14 protein-coding genes are annotated in these 18,081 nt (G+C 65.4%); all 14 read right to left on the bottom strand.

Annotated features, from left to right (window positions below):
• Position 1: 1 nt before the first annotated feature.
• The 14 genes from ACK5IN_RS00175 to ACK5IN_RS00110 all read right to left on the bottom strand — a co-directional run bounded on the left by ACK5IN_RS00175 (position 2) and on the right by ACK5IN_RS00110 (position 18,059).
• Positions 2-2,683 (bottom strand): DNA translocase FtsK 4TM domain-containing protein, encoded by a 2,682-nt coding sequence (locus ACK5IN_RS00175; RefSeq protein ID WP_416894213.1) that lies wholly within the window; start codon positions 2,681-2,683, stop codon positions 2-4.
• A 75-nt stretch (positions 2,684-2,758) separates the two neighbouring features.
• Positions 2,759-4,438, bottom strand: a complete 1,680-nt coding sequence (locus ACK5IN_RS00170; protein ID WP_416894212.1) for a ribonuclease J — start codon at positions 4,436-4,438, stop codon at positions 2,759-2,761.
• Positions 4,435-5,412 carry a 4-hydroxy-tetrahydrodipicolinate synthase gene (gene dapA, locus ACK5IN_RS00165; protein WP_416894211.1) on the bottom strand — a complete coding sequence of 326 codons (978 nt, stop codon included), beginning with the start codon at positions 5,410-5,412 and terminating at the stop codon, positions 4,435-4,437. Before dapA ends, ACK5IN_RS00170 begins: the two co-directional genes overlap by 4 nt.
• Positions 5,409-6,191, bottom strand: coding sequence for an SDR family NAD(P)-dependent oxidoreductase (locus ACK5IN_RS00160; RefSeq protein WP_416894210.1), 783 nt, complete (start codon positions 6,189-6,191; stop codon positions 5,409-5,411). Before ACK5IN_RS00160 ends, dapA begins: the two co-directional genes overlap by 4 nt.
• Before the next feature lie 17 nt (positions 6,192-6,208).
• Positions 6,209-6,697 carry a dihydrofolate reductase gene (locus ACK5IN_RS00155; RefSeq protein WP_416894209.1) on the bottom strand — a complete coding sequence of 163 codons (489 nt, stop codon included), beginning with the start codon at positions 6,695-6,697 and terminating at the stop codon, positions 6,209-6,211.
• Entirely contained in the window at positions 6,697-7,506 is an 810-nt protein-coding gene (locus ACK5IN_RS00150) for a thymidylate synthase (RefSeq protein WP_416894208.1), read from the bottom strand. The genes ACK5IN_RS00155 and ACK5IN_RS00150 overlap by 1 nt, the downstream gene beginning before the upstream one ends.
• 122 nt (positions 7,507-7,628) lie before the next feature.
• Positions 7,629-8,828 (bottom strand): Dyp-type peroxidase, encoded by a 1,200-nt coding sequence (locus ACK5IN_RS00145; protein ID WP_416894207.1) that lies wholly within the window; start codon positions 8,826-8,828, stop codon positions 7,629-7,631.
• On the bottom strand, positions 8,825-9,538 hold the full coding sequence (locus tag ACK5IN_RS00140) for a hypothetical protein (RefSeq protein WP_416894206.1): 714 nt from the start codon (positions 9,536-9,538) through the stop codon (positions 8,825-8,827). The genes ACK5IN_RS00145 and ACK5IN_RS00140 overlap by 4 nt, the downstream gene beginning before the upstream one ends.
• A gap of 20 nt (positions 9,539-9,558) precedes the next feature.
• Entirely contained in the window at positions 9,559-10,923 is a 1,365-nt protein-coding gene (locus ACK5IN_RS00135) for a right-handed parallel beta-helix repeat-containing protein (RefSeq protein ID WP_416894205.1), read from the bottom strand.
• Positions 10,924-10,956: 33 nt separating this feature from the next.
• Entirely contained in the window at positions 10,957-14,634 is a 3,678-nt protein-coding gene (locus tag ACK5IN_RS00130) for an SdrD B-like domain-containing protein (RefSeq protein WP_416894204.1), read from the bottom strand.
• 383 nt (positions 14,635-15,017) lie between these two features.
• Complete coding sequence (locus ACK5IN_RS00125) at positions 15,018-15,503, bottom strand: hypothetical protein (protein ID WP_416894203.1); 486 nt, start codon at positions 15,501-15,503, stop codon at positions 15,018-15,020.
• Positions 15,500-16,255: a 4-hydroxy-tetrahydrodipicolinate reductase gene (gene dapB / locus ACK5IN_RS00120; RefSeq protein ID WP_416894202.1), complete on the bottom strand. Its 756-nt coding sequence runs from the start codon at positions 16,253-16,255 to the stop codon at positions 15,500-15,502. Before dapB ends, ACK5IN_RS00125 begins: the two co-directional genes overlap by 4 nt.
• Positions 16,256-16,296: 41 nt before the next feature.
• Positions 16,297-16,899, bottom strand: a complete 603-nt coding sequence (locus ACK5IN_RS00115; protein WP_416894201.1) for a histidine phosphatase family protein — start codon at positions 16,897-16,899, stop codon at positions 16,297-16,299.
• A gap of 92 nt (positions 16,900-16,991) precedes the next feature.
• Entirely contained in the window at positions 16,992-18,059 is a 1,068-nt protein-coding gene (locus ACK5IN_RS00110; protein ID WP_416894200.1) for an aldo/keto reductase, read from the bottom strand.
• Positions 18,060-18,081 lie beyond the last annotated feature (22 nt).

Raw genomic sequence — 18,081 nt, 5'->3', positions numbered from 1 at the left:
ATCAATCGCGGCCGGTGAGCCCCCAGGCATCCTCGTCTCCGTCGCTCTGCTCCGTCGGATAGCCGTCGAACTGCTGCTGCACGGGGTCGCCCGCGTACGGCTCGGCCGGTTCGGCAGAAGGACGGGGCGTCACATCGTCGCCCCGGAGGCGCGAGAGCACCTCGGGCAGCTGTTCGGCGGTGACCAGCACATCGCGGGCCTTCGACCCCTCGGACGGGCCGACGATCTCCCGCGACTCCAGCAGATCCATGAGACGGCCGGCCTTCGCGAAGCCGACGCGCAGCTTGCGCTGCAGCATCGAGGTCGAGCCGAACTGGGTCGACACGATGAGTTCGGCGGCAGCGAGCAGCAGTTCGAGGTCGTCACCGATGTCGGCGTCGATCTCCTTCTTCTCGGCGACCGCTTCGACGTCGTCGCGGTAGTCGGGCAGCGCCTGCTGCTTGACATGCGCCACGACCTTCTCGATCTCGGCCTCGCTGACCCACGCACCCTGCACGCGCAGCGACTTGGAGGCACCCATCGGCAGGAAGAGCCCGTCACCCTGGCCGATGAGCCGATCGGCGCCGGGCTGGTCGAGGATCACACGCGAGTCGGTGACGCTCGTGACGGCGAAAGCGAGGCGGGAGGGCACGTTGGCCTTGATGAGACCGGTGACGACGTCGACCGACGGCCGCTGGGTGGCGAGGACGAGATGGATGCCGCTGGCCCGCGCCAGCTGAGTGATGCGCACGATGGAGTCCTCGACGTCGCGCGGGGCCACCATCATGAGGTCGGCGAGCTCATCGACGACGACGAGCAGGTACGGGTACGGCTTGAGTACGCGCTCGCTGCCGGCGGGAAGGTTCACCTCGCCGGCGATCACCGCACGGTTGAAGTCGTCGATGTGGCGGAAGCCGAACGACGCCAGGTCGTCGTACCGCATGTCCATCTCCTTCACGACCCACTGGAGCGCCTCGGCCGCCTTCTTGGGGTTCGTGATGATGGGGGTGATCAGGTGCGGCACTCCCGCGTACGAGGTCAGCTCGACGCGCTTGGGGTCGATGAGCACCATGCGCACATCGGCGGGCTTGGCGCGCATGAGCAGGCTCGTGATCATCGAGTTCACGAAGCTCGACTTGCCCGAGCCTGTCGAGCCCGCCACGAGCAGGTGGGGCATCTTGGCGAGGTTGGCCACGACGTACCCGCCGCCGACGTCCTTGCCGATGCCGATCGTCATCGGATGCGTCGCCGATGCCGCAGCCGGGGCGCGCAGCACGTCGCCCAGCGTCACGATCTCGCGGTCGCTGTTCGGGATCTCCACGCCGATCGCGCTCTTTCCCGGGATCGGTGCGAGGATGCGCACTTCGTTGGATGCGACCGCATAGGCGATGTTGTTGGTGAGCGCCGTGATGCGCTCGACCTTCACGCCGGGGCCGACCTCGATCTCGTACTGCGTCACCGTCGGGCCGCGCGAGAAACCCGTGACCTTGGCATCGATCTGGAACTGCTCGAGCACGCTCGTGATGGCGGCCACGACGGCGTCGTTGGCCGCCGACTTCGCCAGGGCCGGGGTTCCCGCCGCCAGCGTGTTCGCGTTCGGCAGCCGGTACGGTGCCGTCGGTGCGGGCGGCGCGCCTCCCGAGCCCGACATGCCCAGTCCCGACAGGCCCGGCAGGTCGCCGGTGTCGTCCCCCTCGGGCACATCGTCCAGCAGCGACGTGGAGCCAGAAGGCACACCGAGCGACGACACGGCCGCCCGCACATCGGTGAGCACCTCGGTGGCGGCATCCGGCGCCACCGAGTCGGCCTCGACGATCGCCTGATCGAACCCGCCCTGTGCGGTTCCGGGCGGCAGCAGGGCCGTGAGGTCCTGCGAGCCGAGCTCGCCCTCGGGGTCGGTCTCACGCCCGGTGCGGTTGCGGCGCCACCAGGGCAGCGACGAGTCCGCGTCGTCGTCGGCCGTGGCATCCGTCGTCTCCGGCTCGGCGCGCCGCTCTGCGCCGAACATCCACGCGTACAGGTCGCCCAGGCGCCGGCCGATGCGGTTCGGCGGTGTCTTGGTGAGGATCAGCACGCTCAGCACGGCGAGCAGCGCGAGCACGGCGTACGCACCGATGTCGGTCAGCAGCCACGCCAGCGGCTCGCCGAGCATCCAGCCGAACAGCCCGCCGGCCTCGCTCAGCGCCGGCAGCCCGTCCTTCGGCGCCGGCCGATCGCCGGCGACCTGGCAGAAGCCGGCCACGGTGACGACGAACAGGCCGAAGCCGATGCCGACGCGGCCGTTGTCGTGGACGGACGACGGATGCCGGAACAGCCACCCGGCGAGCGCCAGCAGCAACACGGGGAACACGAATGCGACCCGCCCGATGAGCCCGCCGACGGAGTAGGCGCTGATGGTGGCGGCCACGTCGTTGCCGATGAAGAACCATTCGACGACCGCACCCGCGATCGCCAGCAGCACGATGAAGAAGGGGAAGCCGTCGCGGCGCTGTTCCTTCTCGAGCGTCTCGGGCCCGAAGGCGCGGAACATGCCGCCGACGCCGTGCGCGAGCCCCATCCAGGCGCGCACGGCCAGCGGGGGCCGCTCCGCCTCGTCGACGTAGCGCTTCGGCTCGGGCGCAGGCTTGCGCGAGCCCCCCGAACCGCGGGACGACGATTTCGAGGGCGCGCGAGTGCTCTTGGTCGAGCTGGAGCTCCTGGCCATGCCCCCACGCTACGACCGACGGCCGACATTTCCCGGCAGCGACGCGGCGTGACGGATGTGATGGATGTGAACTCGTTACGCCTCGATCACCAGCGGCACGATCATCGGCCGCCGCCGCAGCGACTGGTTGACCCAGCGGCCGATGGTGCGGCGCACCACCTGCGACAGCGCATGCGGATCGCGCACACCGGACTGCGCGGCCTCCGCCAGGGCGGCCGCGATCTTCGGTTTGACGCTGTCGAACACCCTGTCGTCCTCGGCGAAGCCACGGGCGTGGATGTCGGGGCCCGAGATGATGGCGCCGGTCGAGGCATCCACCACCACGATCACCGAGATGAAGCCCTCTTCGCCGAGGATTCTGCGGTCCTTGAGGTCGGCGTCGGTGATCTCGCCCACCGTCGATCCGTCGACGTACACGAAGCCGAGGTCGAGCTGGCCGACCACCTCCGCACGGCCGTCGCGCAGATCGACCACGGTGCCGTTCTCGCCGAGGATCGTGCGCTCCGCGGCGATGCCGGTGTCCTGCGCGAGCTTCGCGTTGGCCATGAGGTGCCGGTATTCGCCGTGCACCGGCAATACGTTCTTCGGCTTCAGGATGTTGTAGCAGTACAGCAGCTCGCCCGCGGCCGCGTGACCCGACACGTGCACCTTCGCGTTGCCCTTGTGCACGACGTTCGCACCGAGCTTGGTCAGCCCGTCGATCACCCGGTACACGGCGTTCTCGTTGCCGGGGATGAGGCTCGAGGCGAGGATCACTGTGTCGCCGGGCCCGGGCTCGATCGCGTGGTCGAGATTGGCCATGCGGCTGAGCACCGCCATCGGCTCACCCTGCGACCCGGTCGACATATAGACGATCTTGTCGTCGGGAAGGTCCTTCGCCTTCTTGTACTCGATGAGCACGCCCTCGGGCACCTTCAGATACCCCAGGTCTTCGGCGATGGTCATGTTGCGCACCATGCTGCGGCCCAGCAGCGCCACGCGGCGGCCGTGGGCATGCGCAGCATCCAGCACCTGCTGCACCCGGTGCACGTGGCTCGAGAAGCTCGCCACGATGACCCGGCGTGGCGCCTTGCCGATCACCTGGTCGAGCACCGGACCGATGCTGCGCTCGAGCGGGGTGAACCCAGGCACGTCGGCGTTGGTCGAGTCGACGAGGAAGAGGTCGACGCCTTCCTCCCCCAGCCGGGCGAACGCGCGCAGATCGGTGAGCCTGTCGTCGAGCGGCAGCTGATCCATCTTGAAGTCGCCGGTGGCCAGCACGAGGCCCGCGGGCGTGCGGATCGCGACGGCCAAGGCGTCCGGGATCGAGTGGTTGACGGCGACGAACTCGCAGTCGAACGGCCCCAGCCGCTCATGCGCGCCCTCCGACACCAGCAGCGTGAACGGCTTGATGCGGTGTTCTTTGAGCTTCGCCTCGATGAGCGCGAGCGTCAGGCCCGAACCCACCAGCGGGATGTCGGGCTTCAGCTTGAGCAGGTACGGCACGGCGCCGATGTGGTCTTCGTGCCCGTGCGTGAGCACGATCGCGACGATGTCATCGAGACGGTCCTTGATGGGCTCGAAGTCCGGCAGGATGAGGTCGACGCCGGGTTGGTGCTCCTCGGGGAAGAGCACGCCGCAGTCGACGACCAGCAGCTTGCCCTCGTACTCGAAGATCGTCATGTTGCGTCCGACCTCGCCGAGGCCGCCGAGTGGGGTGATGCGCAGCGTGCCGGCCTCGAGCGCAAGCGGCGTGTGGACGTCGGTCGGAGTCATCGCGTGGTTCCGTGCACCTTCGGCAGGGCGCCGCCGGCGGCGGCGTTTCGGTCTGGTTTGAAGTTCGAGAAGTCGGCGCCGGGAACCTCGGTCACGAGCGTCAGCTCGTCTTCGATGATCGCGGCCTCCCACTCTTCGGGCCCGACCAGTGGCAACCGCACGCGGGGACTGGAGATGCGCCCGAGCCCGTGCAGGATGTACTTCGCGCTCACCGTTCCCGGCACGTGCGTCATGACCGCGCGCACGAGCGGCTCGAGGCCGCGGTGCGCAGCCGTCGCGGCAGCGAGGTCGCCGCGGTTGACCGCGTCCACCATCGTCCGGTACGGCTGTGCGGCGATGTTCGCGGTCACACCGATGAGCCCGGTGGCCCCGATCGACAGATGCGGCAGAGCGTTCGCGTCGTCGCCCGAGAAGTACATCAGGTCGCTCTGGTTCAGCACACGGCTCACCTCGCTGAAGTCGCCCTTGGCGTCCTTCACAGCGAGGATGTTCGGATGCTTGGCCAGGCGCAGCAGGGTCTCGTACATGATCGGCACACCCGTGCGCCCGGGGATGTCGTACAGGATCACGGGCAGATCGGTGGCGTCCGCGACGAGCCGGAAGTGGGTGAGGATGCCGGCCTGGGTCGGCTTGTTGTAGTAGGGCGTGACGATCATGATGCCGTCCGCTCCGGCGCGCTCACTCGCCCGGTACAGCTCGATCGCGTGGGCCGTCTCGTTCGACCCCCCACCGGTGATGATCCTGGCACGACCGGCCGACACCGACTTGCCGACCTCGACGAGCTTCAGCTTCTCGGGATCGGTGAGAGTGCTGGTCTCGCCGGTGGTGCCCGTCACGACGATGCCGTCGGCACCGGCGACGATGACGTCGTCCATGTGCTTCTCGACGGCGGACCAGTCGACCTCGCCGTCGGCCGTCATCGGGGTGACGAGCGCGACGAGCACCTGTCCGAAGGGGTTGCCCGTGTGCGTCATTGCCTCAGGCTATCGGGTCGGCGACCCGTCTCACCGAGACGAGCGGTGAGCGATGCCGGCAGCACTCGCACCACGGCGGCGATCGCCTTGTATCGCAGGGACGGGATCGTCACGCCGCGACCTCGGGCGGCCGCGCGCAGCGTCTGCCGCACCACAGAGGGGGCATCCAGCCACAGCATCGACGCGATGCCCTCCTTGCTAGGCGGCAGCCCCATGCGCTCATGAAAGTTCGTGTGCACGAAGCCGGGGCACACGGCGGTCACCGTTACGCCGAGGGAGCCGTAGTGCACGTTCGCCCACCGGCTGAAGCTGACGACCCACCGCTTGACCGCGCCGTATGTCGAACGCGGCATGAAGGCAGCGACCGACGCGACGTTGATGATGCGACCGTGCCCGCGTTCGAGCATCGAGGGCAGAGCGGCGTGCATGATGCGCATAGGCGCTTCGACATGCAACCGCAGGTGGGTCACCTCGTCGTCGATCTCGTTGCGCTCGAACGTGAGCGGAAGCCCGAATCCGGCATTGTTGACGAGCACCTCGATCGGCTGCTCCACCGAGGCGACGCGCCGCTCGACGGCGGCGAGCTGGCGCGGCACCGTGAGGTCGGCGAAGATGAGGTCGACGCGGACGGCGAAGTGTTCGCGCAGCTCGACGGCGAAGGATTGGAGCGCACGCCGGTCGCGTGCCACGAGCACGAGGTCGGCGCCTCGGGCAGCGAGCTGACGGGCGAACTCCGCGCCCAGGCCGGAGCTCGCACCGGTGATCAATGCGGTGGGCACAGCGACACGCTACCGGGTCACGCCCGGCGATAGGTGCGGAAGCGATAGCGGATGCCGCTGCGCGAGACGTGCCATCCGTCCACCGGGTCGCGGGTCGCCGGCTCCCAGCCGTCCGTCGTCGGCGCGAACGCATCGCCGTCGACCGCGAGGTCGAGTTCGGTCACCTCGAGGACGTCGGCGACCTCGATGGCCTCGGCGAAGAGCACTCCTCCGCCGATGACCCAGACGTCGCCGTCACCGGCGGCCGCGAGGGAATCGCTCAGCGACCCGGCGCGCTCCGCGCCGTCCGCTGTCCACTCGGCCTGGCGGGTCACCACGATGTTGCGTCGACCCGGCAGTGGGCGGAACCGCACGGGCAGTGAGTCCCACGTGCGCCGGCCCATGACCACCGGCGCACCGAGGGTCACGGCCTTGAAGTGCGCAAGATCTTCGGGAACATGCCACGGTATGCCACCGTCGGCACCGATGACACCGCCGTGCGCCTGGGCCCACACGAGTCCGATCATCAGACCGCGACCGGGCCGCGGATGGTCGGGTGGTGGTGGTAGTTCTCGATCAGGAAGTCGTCGTAGGCGTAGTCGAAGATCGACGCAGGCCGGCGCGCGAAGCGCAGCGTCGGGTATGGGTAGGGGTCGCGGGTGAGCTGCGCGCGCACCTGGTCGAGGTGATTGTCGTAGATGTGGCAATCCCCGCCGGTCCACACGAAGTCACCCGGCTCCAGGCCGGTCTGCTGCGCGATCATGAGGGTCAGCAGCGCATAGGACGCGATGTTGAAGGGCACGCCGAGGAACAGGTCGGCACTGCGCTGGTACAGCTGGCACGACAGCCGCCCGTCGGCGACATAGAACTGGAACATCGCATGGCAGGGCGCCAGCGCCATGTCGGGAATGTCCGCGGGGTTCCAGGCCGACACGAGAAGGCGCCGCGAGTCGGGGTTGGCGCGGATCTGCGCGACGACCTGCGCAATCTGGTCGATCTGTTCGCCGTCGGGCGTCGGCCACGAGCGCCACTGCACGCCGTAGACGGGGCCGAGCTCTCCCGCAGCATCGGCCCATTCGTCCCAGATCGTGACGCCGTTCTCCTGCAGCCACGAGACGTTCGACTCGCCACGCAGGAACCACAGCAGTTCGATTGCCAACGACTTGAAATGCACGCGCTTGGTGGTGATGAGCGGAAAGCCCTGGGCCAGATCGAAGCGGATCTGCCGGCCGAAGACGCTCGTGGTCCCGGTGCCGGTGCGATCGTCCTTGCGTGTTCCGTGCCCAAGCACGTCCCGCAACAGATCTTCGTACGGAGTCGGAATGCCGGTGGTCACGAGTGCCACGATACGTCATGCAGATGTCACAGCGGCGACCTCGACGCCGATCCGCGACCAGCCGGCGGACTACTCACCCAACCCCGACACGCAGGGGCTCACGATGCTGCAGGGGCGACCCTTCATCCTGTCGCGCGAAGGCCCTCGCCAAGAGCGGAGCCTGTACTGGCGCCTGGAAGAACGAGGAACATCCCGGAGGCCGTCACCTGGGAGAACGCCGCGAGGGCGTCCGTCTCGTCGAGCCTCTGCTGCGTTCGGATAAAAACAGATGGATCGTTCTGATAGCAGATGAAGAGCAGACCCTGCGAGACCCCGCTTGCATCAGAGTTCGAGTAGGCGTAACCACGTCGTAGCATGAGCCCACTCCCCGTAAAGGACGGGTGTGCTGCGCGGACGTGCGACCTCGCCGGTATCAGGTATTCGCCGTCGGGCGTCTTAGCGAGGAGGTCTGCTTCATCTTCACGCACCCCGCCCGAGAGTGGCGCACCGCTGAGTTTCTCCCGACCGATGACTTGTTCTTGTTCCAGAATGGAAAGCGATTCGAATGCGTCGACGTCAAGTTGGATTCTCCGCACGACCATGATGGTCCCGTGCGCAGCTGGACCGTCACGGATCCACACGTTCTCGAAGAGTTCTGCCTCCCCGGTTGGCACGATGATGCCGTCATGGAATCCGAGTGGGTTGCGAACGATTGAACCGGTTCCCGCTCCGCGGAAGCCGCGCTGCTGCCAGCGCAGAGTCCCACCGACTACTCTCATCAGTTCTCGCTGCGCCGAATCGAGAGCGCCACCGTCTGATGCACACAGCTGTAGAACGAGGTCGCCCCCGTTCGAAAGAGGCACCATCCCCTCATCTCCTACAAAATCTGGCAGCGGGGTCGCGCCCGGTAGGCTCGGGTTGAGGAGTGAGACAAGTCTCGGTCCTATCCCCACGGTGGCAGTGATGTCTCTTGGCCCTTCAGGCATGTTCGAGTTTGGGGTTCGCGACGGGTCGGCGAGGGCCGCTATCGCCCTTCCCAGCGCCCCGATCACGCTTTCGACCTCGGCGGCGACAGTGATGCCACCAATATCTATCACAGTGAAGAGTGTGTGTGATTGCGGCGTCTCGGGTCTATCGATTCCGGCTTGGTAGCGCCCGTGAGCAGGAACATGGGCAACACCCTCAGCGTCGCGGGGTGAGTCGCCGCGCGACTCTGCAGCTAGTTTTCCACCGACGACAGCGATGGCGGTACCAGCGGCACCCGCGATGGAGCCCCAGAGGAAACGACGTCGCCCCAGATTCGAAACCGGGTCAGAAGCATTCAGCCGTGGCTTCTCGTTCATCCCGACTCCGCGAATGGGTCGCCGAGCTCAACACCGGGAGCCTCGCCGAACTCAATGAATGTCCATTCGGCGCCATCTCCAAGGCGAAGTCCTAGTCGCATAAGGAGCCCTTGCTCATTGACGTATAGTCGTGTGTTGGATTGACTGTCTGCGCTATCACTCTCGCGTGTCTCCGCATTGTCAGCAAGCACAGAAAAGACCGAAACAGTCGCCCCATTCAGTTCTTCTGTTCCTTCGAATCGGGCGCCGTTCTGCTGCACCAAGAGAGCATTCTCTGGTCGATCTTGTCCAAGTAATGGCATCATTCCAAGTATCGTGTCGAGTCCTGACTCTCCAGGCTCCAACAGCGTTCCCGTCCATTCGGTGTCGAGGCTTTCGACATCGGGGATCGGGAGCGGAGCAGAGGCCGCAGTAGACGCGACAGGATGAGAGCCGACCGAGGTCGCGTTCCAGAGCAGGAGCGCTAGCGCGCTTTGTTGGTCCTGTGCCCGCCCCTTCAACAGTCCGTAGCCGACGTGGTCAACCCAGTCGTACCAGCCACTGAACGCAAGCTGCCTGCCCTGAGATCTGACGTCGAACCGCAGTGATCTCACACCAGCATTGAAGTTGTGGAATCGTGTGGTGGCGAGGATCTGGGCTTCTTCCGTCGTCACGGGTCGAGATTCTTGTGAAGCGGAACAACCGGAGAGCAAGAACAGGAGAACGGCCATGCCGACCGCTACAGCGCGTATCATCGTGACCACTCCTGAAGGAACGACTGACCTGGGGTGGTGAACTGTTCGAGCGGGGGGTGCGGTACACGAGCGGGGAGTTTCCGAGCCGCTCGCATCGGGTCTTTCATCGTCGGTTGGGCCGGGGGCGGAGGTACCTGCAGGAAGCTGATGCCATCTGGCACCTCGATTGCGGGGAGCGCGGCGTATCGCACGGCTTCCTGTCGTGAACCGAAACCCGGGTCGCCCTCGCATTCGTTGAATGCACCGTCGGGCAAGACCGATGCAGGAGGAGTATCGAAGCAGTTACCAGAGGCAGGAGCACGGTCCGCGGCAACGATTGCGGCATTGACGCCGTTGGCGTCGAACACGTTTTCTGTGAAGCGGTTGTCAAGCGGGGCGAAGTCTTCTGTGTTATCGAGAACCACTCCAGCGACAGGGTTCTGAGAAATTCTGTTCCACTTGAAGAGGTTCTCCCTACCGCCGCTCACCCCCACACCTACTCCGTAGATGCCCTCTGCTTGCGATGGGGAATCTGGATTCGCGTTGTTCGAGATCAGGTTTCCGATCACGGTGTTTCGCCGCTGCGGTGCCAGTGCCTCCTGGTAGCTGGAGATCAAAGTGACCCCGATTCGATTCATCGTGAATCGATTCCCAGCCACAGTGACAGAGTCAGAAGCGTTGGCGTTCTCGAACCCCACCGCGTTGGCTTCCGAAATATTCCCCGCCACGAGAATGTCGCACTTCTCGCACTGACCTACATATATGCCACTGTCAGCAGATCCCGAGGCGTAGGAATCGGTGATCGTTCCGTGCTGCGCGTTGAACGCATAGAGTCCGTACAGCCCGTTGTTGTACGCCGTGACATGATCGATTGCAAACCGCTGAACCGGGGGGAAATCCTCCACATCGAGAGTGGTGTATCCACGTGCGCCTCGAGCAATAGGCCCGCTCTCATCATGAAGTCCAGTGACGAGAACCCCGTACAAGGTCGCTTGTGTGACCGTCAGATTCTCCACAGAGACCCCGTCAGCGACGGCGACCACACCATAGGGCCGCATTCCCTCGCCGTCGATCACGACCGTATTGCGATCCCGCCCTCGAACCGTGACGTCGTTCTTCTCGATCAGCACTTGTTCAGGGTATGTTCCTGGCCCGACGAGCACGAGGCCGCCCTCGGCTACCCGGTCAACCGCCTCGGAAATCGTCGCAACGTCTTCTGGGACGCTAACGAGGTCTTCCTTCGCCGCGGTGCAACCTGTGAGGCCGGTGGCGAAGATGGCCAGGGCGCTTCCAAGCCCGACCAGCGACAATCGCAGACGTCTCACAATTTTCTCTGCCTCCTCGGCGCCCGGAACGCGACGAAGCGGGGCGTCCGAGAACACCCTGCTTCGTCGCGCTACAGCAGTCTCCCTGAGCTACGCTTCCTGCCTGCGGCGGCGAAGCAGCATCAGGACACCTCCTCCGGCAAGGAGAACTGCTCCGATGACAACAGCTGCCAACCCGATGGTGCCACCACCGGTGTCAGGCATCATGACGATCGCGTTGAACGGATCGTCGTCAGTGAGAGTGATCGGTTCGCCATCATCGCCGGTGAGGAGCACCGGGTTGCCGTTCTCGTCGAGCATCGGCTTACCTGTCGGCACTCCCTTCTCGTCTACAGCAGGAGCGATCGGCTGCCCGGTCACAGTGACGGTGTCGGTATGCGTGCCTGCCTCAATCGTCAGTGAGCCCTGCGCGAAGAACGACGCACCAGGGGGAAGCAGTCCGCTCCACGGCCCCTCCTCGACGAAGGAGTACGCCGAGGGGCCACCGAACGCGCTGAGATCAGCGGTCCAGTCCGCACCGATCTTCGGACCGACGCTAGTCGAATCCACGAGCGTCATGTTGGTCAGCCACGTATTGCCGATGTTCGTGACCACCCAGCGCACCTTCTGTGGTTCACCGGCAACATACTTCACTGCCTTGTCAGTAGTGTTCGCATCCTGCGCACTATCAACGAGCGGCTTGCCGGGTGCAACCCAGGCTCCGTCGCTGCCTTTCACCTTCGGGTCGGGCAACTCGCCATCGTACTTGATGACCTGGATTCCGCTCGTGACCGCATAGTACGGGTCCTCATCAGTGACAAGAATGCCGGAGCCTGCGCCTCGAGCACGTACCAAAACACTGTTGAGGTGCGGTAGTTGCTCAGGATCAATGGTCAGCGACGCTACTCCGGTGATGACCGCTCCTGGAGCCCATCGAGCGTCACCCTTGCCGAACGTTGCTTCCCAGCGCGCCTCAAACTTCCCATCAGCGTTCTTCACTGCTTCAGTCTTCGTACCGTCGGGCATGGTCCAGACGAGGCTGACGATGGCATCTCCCGCCAGGGTGTCATCTACCAGAACGACCTCTCGCAGGTCTTCATCGCCGGTGTTCGTCACTTCCAGCACAATGGTACGAGTTTCGCCGGGCTCATAGTTTTGGCTTTCAGACGCAGTGTCCGCATCGTGCGTGATGCTCTGTCCGTCAGCGGAGTCGCCCTTTTCGATGGTGACCTTCGGTGTCCTGAAGATGAATCCGGCGTCGATGGTGTGATCGTTTCTCCCCGGATCACCCAGTGAGACTGGGGCCTGACCGGTCTCGGGGTTCGGGTTCGAGTCGATGAGCCGTGAATCTCCTTGTTTAGGTTTGGTGATCGACAGACGATTCCATGTGAGGCCTTCGTAGTCCGGATTGTCGGCTCCAGCGCCTCCGAGCGCGACCTCATCGGCGGTGGTGGGGTAGGTAAAGACCACGACGTAGTTCTTGTTGGGTTCAAGTCGTTCCGTCTTGGCACTCGAGAAAATGTACGAGCCCGGCTCACCGTTCAGAGTAGCCGTCGTCGTGTCGGCAAGTTTGGATCCAGTGGGTTTGCCGGCCGCATCTGCCGCGTACAGCGAAACCGTTACGCCGTTGATCGCTGGCTCGTCCGCGTCCTGAATGCCGTCCTGATCGGCGTCAAGCCAGGTGCGGTTTCCAATTTCGATGGGCGCTGCGCGCGTCATAGTAGAGAGCAGATTCAACGCGCCGCCCTTGCCAAAACCGAGAATCTCCCCTTGCTTCAACCCGAAACTCGACCCGGCGGCGTTCTGCTCGTATGCGCGTATCGCGGTTCCGTCGGTGGAGCGGTACCAGGCAACACCCTGCACGTACACACGGCTCCACGGGTCGTAGGCGCTCGCTGCGACTTCACTGACGCCCGGGAGGCTCAGGACGCCGCCGAGACCAATCTCATGGTGCCTGTTGTCCTTAGTAGGGCGCAAGTCAAGGTACATCGCGTCATCGTAGAATTCACGGCCCCCGGGGCCTTCTCCCACCGTCGGGACCTGCGGGTTGCGCTCAGGGTTTGTCCCGTTGCTCGGGTTGTATGCCTTAGTGCTTGCCGCACGAGTGCCGACTTCACCGTTCGACTCCAGCTCATACCTGCCGTCGGCCGTGGGCGCCGCAAGGAGGATGTCGCCCGAGGACACCGCCTCGTATTTGTAGAACACGCCAGCTTCGTTCTTCTTGACTGGATGCTCAAGTGCTGGATCCTGGTATACGCCGCCCTGCGTTGTGGTTCGGTCCCTTAATCCGAGGGTGAGATATCCGTCGCTGTCAATGGCAATACTGGTAAGCATGGCCTGAGGATAGGTCTGGGTCCCGTACGGCCACGGGGTCGTCCCATACCCGGCGGCAGGATTGGACGGCTCAAACGCTACGGCATCCGTACCGTCGGTCCATACGTCTGTCCAGCTATTCCACCGCACGATCTGAGGATAGGTGTCCCTCAGAGGAATCGTCTCTGGGTGAGAATCGAAACCCGTCCACCAGCCGTCGAGAGGATCACCCTTCGCATAGCCCAGCGGTGCCTCGAGTACCACATCGAACGAGCCGACACCGCCAGCGTCGTCAAGCAGAGCCTTTGCGACGTAGGCCTTCTGCTCGTTGCTCATCGCCGTGAATGGCTTACCTGAAGAATCCGAGGTGTCTACATACCCCACGTAGAGTTCCTGGTTGCGGATGAGCAGTGCGTAGGGACGCTGGGTGTCACGAGAAGCAGCAGGTGTGGCCCAACTGGTCTTGAGCAGAGACTTCGTTGCTATGTCAATCCCGTACACCTTTTCGTCTTTCAGATTGACAAAGTAGAGCGTCTTGCCTGCGGCGTCAACGGCAACTCCGCCGATACCAACCTTGCCTGCGTTCTTGAACGCATTGATGTCGGCACCAGCCGTCGTCCCGTTTCCAAGCCCACGAGCAGCGTTGGTTTGGATGTCTCCTTGGCCGATGTCTATTCCAAGTGTGACGACGTCGACCCATTCAGTGACCGAATCTCCCTCAAGCAGGGCACCTGTGGCCGGGTCCATTGCCTTCGGCACTTCATAAATAGCACCCAACTTAGGGCCCGAGGCATCTTCCTTTAGCCCAGCACCACGCTTGTACGTTGCCGCAGCATACAACGACCCGTTGACAGGATTGAAGACACCCGTGTCTACCGACCCAACCTCATCGAAGGTCGCATAGGTTTTCCGTGATGCGTGATCTGGAGACCCGTCTTCGTACCCAGGGCCCAACCAGGCGGGATAATTGATGGGTGCCGTCCAAGGAATTGCAGAAATAGCGGGCTCGCTACCCTGCAGGGATTCGCCCGGGGTGCCCGGCAGGATCATGGACATCGCGAGGGCAGTGTTCCCCGTGTTGTACTCGTTCGGCGAGAACAAGCCAAGATCGACGTTCTCCGCGCCCGCGGAGACGAACTGCACGCTTGTTCCGCTTTCTCCACCTTCGGTAGGAAAGAAGGTGTCTGCGTACCCTGTCGGAATCTTCGTGAACTCGATACGCAGCGGGTCTCCAACGCTCACCGCAGAGTCCAACGAGATAGAATAGTTGACTGACCCCGTGTTGGTGGTCGTCGCAGAGCCCACTGAATTTCCCGCCGCATCGTAGGCGGTGACAAGTATTCCCGCTGCAACGCGATCATTCGCGATACCGGTCGTGGGTAGATTGCCTGTGTCGAAATCCCCCTCGCCGTCGTAATCATAGAAGACCGTCCCGCTCACCGCTCCTGACGCAGCCACAGCGGCAGGAGCAGCCATCAGGCCGACCCCCGATAGCACCAGTGCGGTCACAGCGATCGACCCCGTGATCTTCATTTGTCTCGACAAATCCAGCCCCCATCATAAATATCCGTCTACACACCCTACACCACGGGTCTCGTCGCCGTTCAACGCCGACGTTCCTCAGCGTCTTCGCACGCGTGGGGCGGTTCGGTGTCTCAGGTACGTCGGGGGTGAAGCATGCCGTGTGGAAGGCGAGGTTCTGCTGGCCGCGGGTAAAGGAAACAACCACGCCCACAACGGGAAGGCGCGCAGCGAGGGCTCTGATTTCGTCACGACGCCAGAAGAGCTGATCGCCGAGGAGGCCGAATCCGGCTGCCCGGTATCACAGGTGCTGGCCGGAGTCGAGGTCACACTCGAAGCTACTCTCGCCTGGCCGCCCGACACCTGCCGCCGATCGAGCCACAGTGGTCCACCGACTCCAGGGCGATCGCCGTGCGCACCGCCGCCCGTGCGCGTCGCCGGTCACCGGCACCGTCGTAGACGAGCGCCAGCCGGTACCACGCCCGCCAGTCCTCGGGGTGCGCCTCGGCATCCGCGCGGTACGCGGGGAACAGCGCGTCGGCGTGTTCTCGCAACGGGCGACCGCTGGGGCGCACGTCGAACTCTTCGGTAGGCAGGGCGCCCTCCGTCTCGATCCGTCGGCCGAGCTGCTCGGCGCGCCACCCGAACCACAGCTCGCGACCGAGCCCCCACACGGCCAACAGTGGGAGCACGACGAGCGCCGCTCCCATCATGACGGCGACGACATCGCCGCTGACCAGCAGCACGTAGGCTCGCTGGGCGACGAGCACGATGTACAGCAGCAGGGCCGCGGCCATGACGGCCACGCCGATGCGCGGATTCATGCGCCGGTCGCCCCGCCCCGCAGACCGATGTCGAACAGGCTGTCCAGGCCCACGACGACGCCCGTCGCGTCACGCGCCGCCGAAAGGGCGATACGGATGCCGGGGGCATACGCCAGCACCGGGTCCACCGTATCGTGCACGATCGACAGCGACTCCCCGGGGCCGGCGAGGATGACCTCCTGCCGGGCGATCACGCCGGGGCGGCGCAGCGAGTGCACGGGCACGCTCGCCACCTGCTGCCCGCGTGCCCGCTGATCGGTGTAGGGGGCCTCCACGGGCCCGGTGGACGCCCGCGCGGCGGCGAGCTGCTCAGCGGTGCGCACCGCGGTGCCGCTGGGCGAGTCGATCTTGGTCTCCCGGTGTGCCTCAACGATCTCCGCCGAGGGAAAGAATGGTGCGGCGGCGGCGGCCAGGGCCGTGCCGAGCACCGAGCCCAGCGAGAAGTTCGGGATGAAGACGGCCCCCGTTCCCGCGGCCTCGACCAGCGGCCGCACGAGTGCGATGCGCTCCTGCGACCACCCGGAAGTGCCGACGAGGAGGTTCTGACCACGGTCGATCGCCGCGCGGATGACATCCATGCTCACCGCCGGGACGCTCGCATCGATGACGAGATCGGCGCCGTCGATGTCGTCCACCGCGCTGCGCGAGGTCAGCACCGCAGACGTCGCGAAGCCGTCCGTGTCGTCGACGACCGCGCGGATGATGGCACCGAGCTTGCCCGTACCCCCCACGATGGCCACACGCGTCGTCATGTCATCCATCCTATTCAGCCGACCGAAGGCACCGGTCGACCTCAGAACGGCAGCGACTCGGGCAGCCCGGTGCGCAGTTCGACGGGTAGATGCGCCATGTCGTTGAACGTGAGCAGGGTCCAGGGCCGGCCGGGCTTCTGCCCGAGGACGGTCAGCCCGCAGTTGGCCTGGTTGAGGGTCATCCAGCGCCATTCCGGCGTCTGCAGCACCTCACGGACGAACCAGGCGATCACGAAGTTGTGCGTGATCAGCACGTCGTGCATCTCGCCGGGCTTGCGTGCCAGGAACTCTGCCACGGCGTCGGCCATCTGCGCGTGGCCAGCCTCGATCTGCTCATCGCTGATCGAGCCGAAGAACGGCTCGAAGGCGCTCGGCGTGTCGGGGGTGATCCCGGTGGGCACGCAGTCGAAGAGCAGGGCGCTCGGCTTCGGGTCGACGGCCGGCAGCCGCTCGGCGAGCACCTCGGCCGTCTGCGCGGCACGCTGCAACGGCGAGTGCCACACCGAAGTGAGGGGAACGCCCGACAGCCGGTCCGCGACGAGCGCCGCTTGCCGCTGACCTCTCGGCGAGAGCGGACCGTCGGGCAGACCGTGCTCGGCATCCTGCTGTTCACCGTGGCGCACGAGGTAGAGGTAATGCGTCACTGCACAGGCTCACTTTTCGCGACAAGAGGTCCGGGTCGGCGGCCGAGCCGCCTCATCCACCCTACGTCACTCCTGCGGGCGTCGGCCCGTCGTCACTCGGCAGCGCGCGCCAACTCCGAGAGCTGTGCGCGGCTGAGGCGCACACCGATTCCGCGGACGAGCTCATCCACCTGATCGGGTGCGAACACGTTCACGATCGGCGCGACGACCGGCTTCTGCGCGAGCAGCCACGCCACCGCGACCGCAGCAGGCGGAACATCCACGTCGCCGGCGACGGTATCCAGTGCCCGCAAGATGCGGTTGCCGCGGCGGTTGAGGCTGCCGACCGCCTGAGCTCGCCGCACGCCGGTGTTGTCGCCCTTGCGCGGGCGCGAGCGGTACCGACCCGAGAGGAACCCGTGCTGCAGGGCGTGCGAGGGCGTCACCGCCATCCCCTGAGCGCCCGCGACCAGGCGCAGGTCGCCCTCGAAGTCCTTCCGGCGCAGCACGTTGTAGGGCGCATCGAGCACGGTCAGGTGCGGGTAGCCGGCCGATGACAGGATCCGTGCTTCGACCAGCCGTTCGGGGGTGAAGCCGAATGCGCCGACGGCGCGCACCTTGCCCGACTCGACGAGCCACTCCGCTGTCGCGAGAGTCTCGTCCAGCGGGGTGCGCAGGTCGGCGCCGCCGTCGAGGTAGAGCAGGTCGATGCGGTCGGTCTCCAGTCGCTGCAGCGAGGCCTCCACGGCGCGCACGAGGTTCACCGACCCCAGCCCGGGGTGGTCGACGCTGCCGGCCACGCGGGTCGCCACCACGATGTCGTCGCGCGCCGACCGTGTGGTGATCCACCGGCCGATGATGTGCTCGCTGCGACCCGACGCATGGCTGTCGGCGGTGTGCACGATGTTGCCGCCGAAGGCGCGATACCGATCGAGGATCGAGTGGCTCGCTGCGATGTCGACGTTCCAGCCGAACTCGGCGCCGCCGAGGATCAACGGGAACACGCTCAGGCCGCTTTCGCCGAGCGGAACGCGCAGGGCTTCGCCGATCGGAGCGCCCTGCACCGGGATCGGGGCCGAGGGGTGGATGCTGCGCGTCCTCACTGTCGGCGCGGACGTCGCGGTGGACGTGCCGATCGCCGTCTGTGCCGCTTCGGATGAACCGACGCCGAAGATACGCATGTCGCCCCTCTCACGATGCCTG

The sequence above is a fragment of the Microbacterium sp. genome, from assembly GCF_047971895.1.
Classification (GTDB): domain Bacteria; phylum Actinomycetota; class Actinomycetes; order Actinomycetales; family Microbacteriaceae; genus Microbacterium.
Note: the sequence above shows the minus strand (reverse complement) of the source record. Positions and strands in the feature narration are given on the sequence as shown.

Coding starts and splice junctions, on each gene's coding strand:
- ACK5IN_RS00140 (WP_416894206.1), bottom strand. CDS start 9,538: ATGGCCGTTCTCCTGTTCTTGCTCTCCGGTTGTTCCGCTTCACAAGAA.
- dapB (WP_416894202.1), bottom strand. CDS start 16,255: ATGACGACGCGTGTGGCCATCGTGGGGGGTACGGGCAAGCTCGGTGCC.
- ACK5IN_RS00110 (WP_416894200.1), bottom strand. CDS start 18,059: ATGCGTATCTTCGGCGTCGGTTCATCCGAAGCGGCACAGACGGCGATC.
- ACK5IN_RS00145 (WP_416894207.1), bottom strand. CDS start 8,828: ATGAACGAGAAGCCACGGCTGAATGCTTCTGACCCGGTTTCGAATCTG.
- ACK5IN_RS00155 (WP_416894209.1), bottom strand. CDS start 6,697: ATGATCGGACTCGTGTGGGCCCAGGCGCACGGCGGTGTCATCGGTGCC.
- ACK5IN_RS00170 (WP_416894212.1), bottom strand. CDS start 4,438: ATGACTCCGACCGACGTCCACACGCCGCTTGCGCTCGAGGCCGGCACG.
- ACK5IN_RS00125 (WP_416894203.1), bottom strand. CDS start 15,503: ATGAATCCGCGCATCGGCGTGGCCGTCATGGCCGCGGCCCTGCTGCTG.
- ACK5IN_RS00175 (WP_416894213.1), bottom strand. CDS start 2,683: ATGGCCAGGAGCTCCAGCTCGACCAAGAGCACTCGCGCGCCCTCGAAA.
- dapA (WP_416894211.1), bottom strand. CDS start 5,412: ATGACGCACACGGGCAACCCCTTCGGACAGGTGCTCGTCGCGCTCGTC.
- ACK5IN_RS00130 (WP_416894204.1), bottom strand. CDS start 14,634: ATGGCTGCTCCTGCCGCTGTGGCTGCGTCAGGAGCGGTGAGCGGGACG.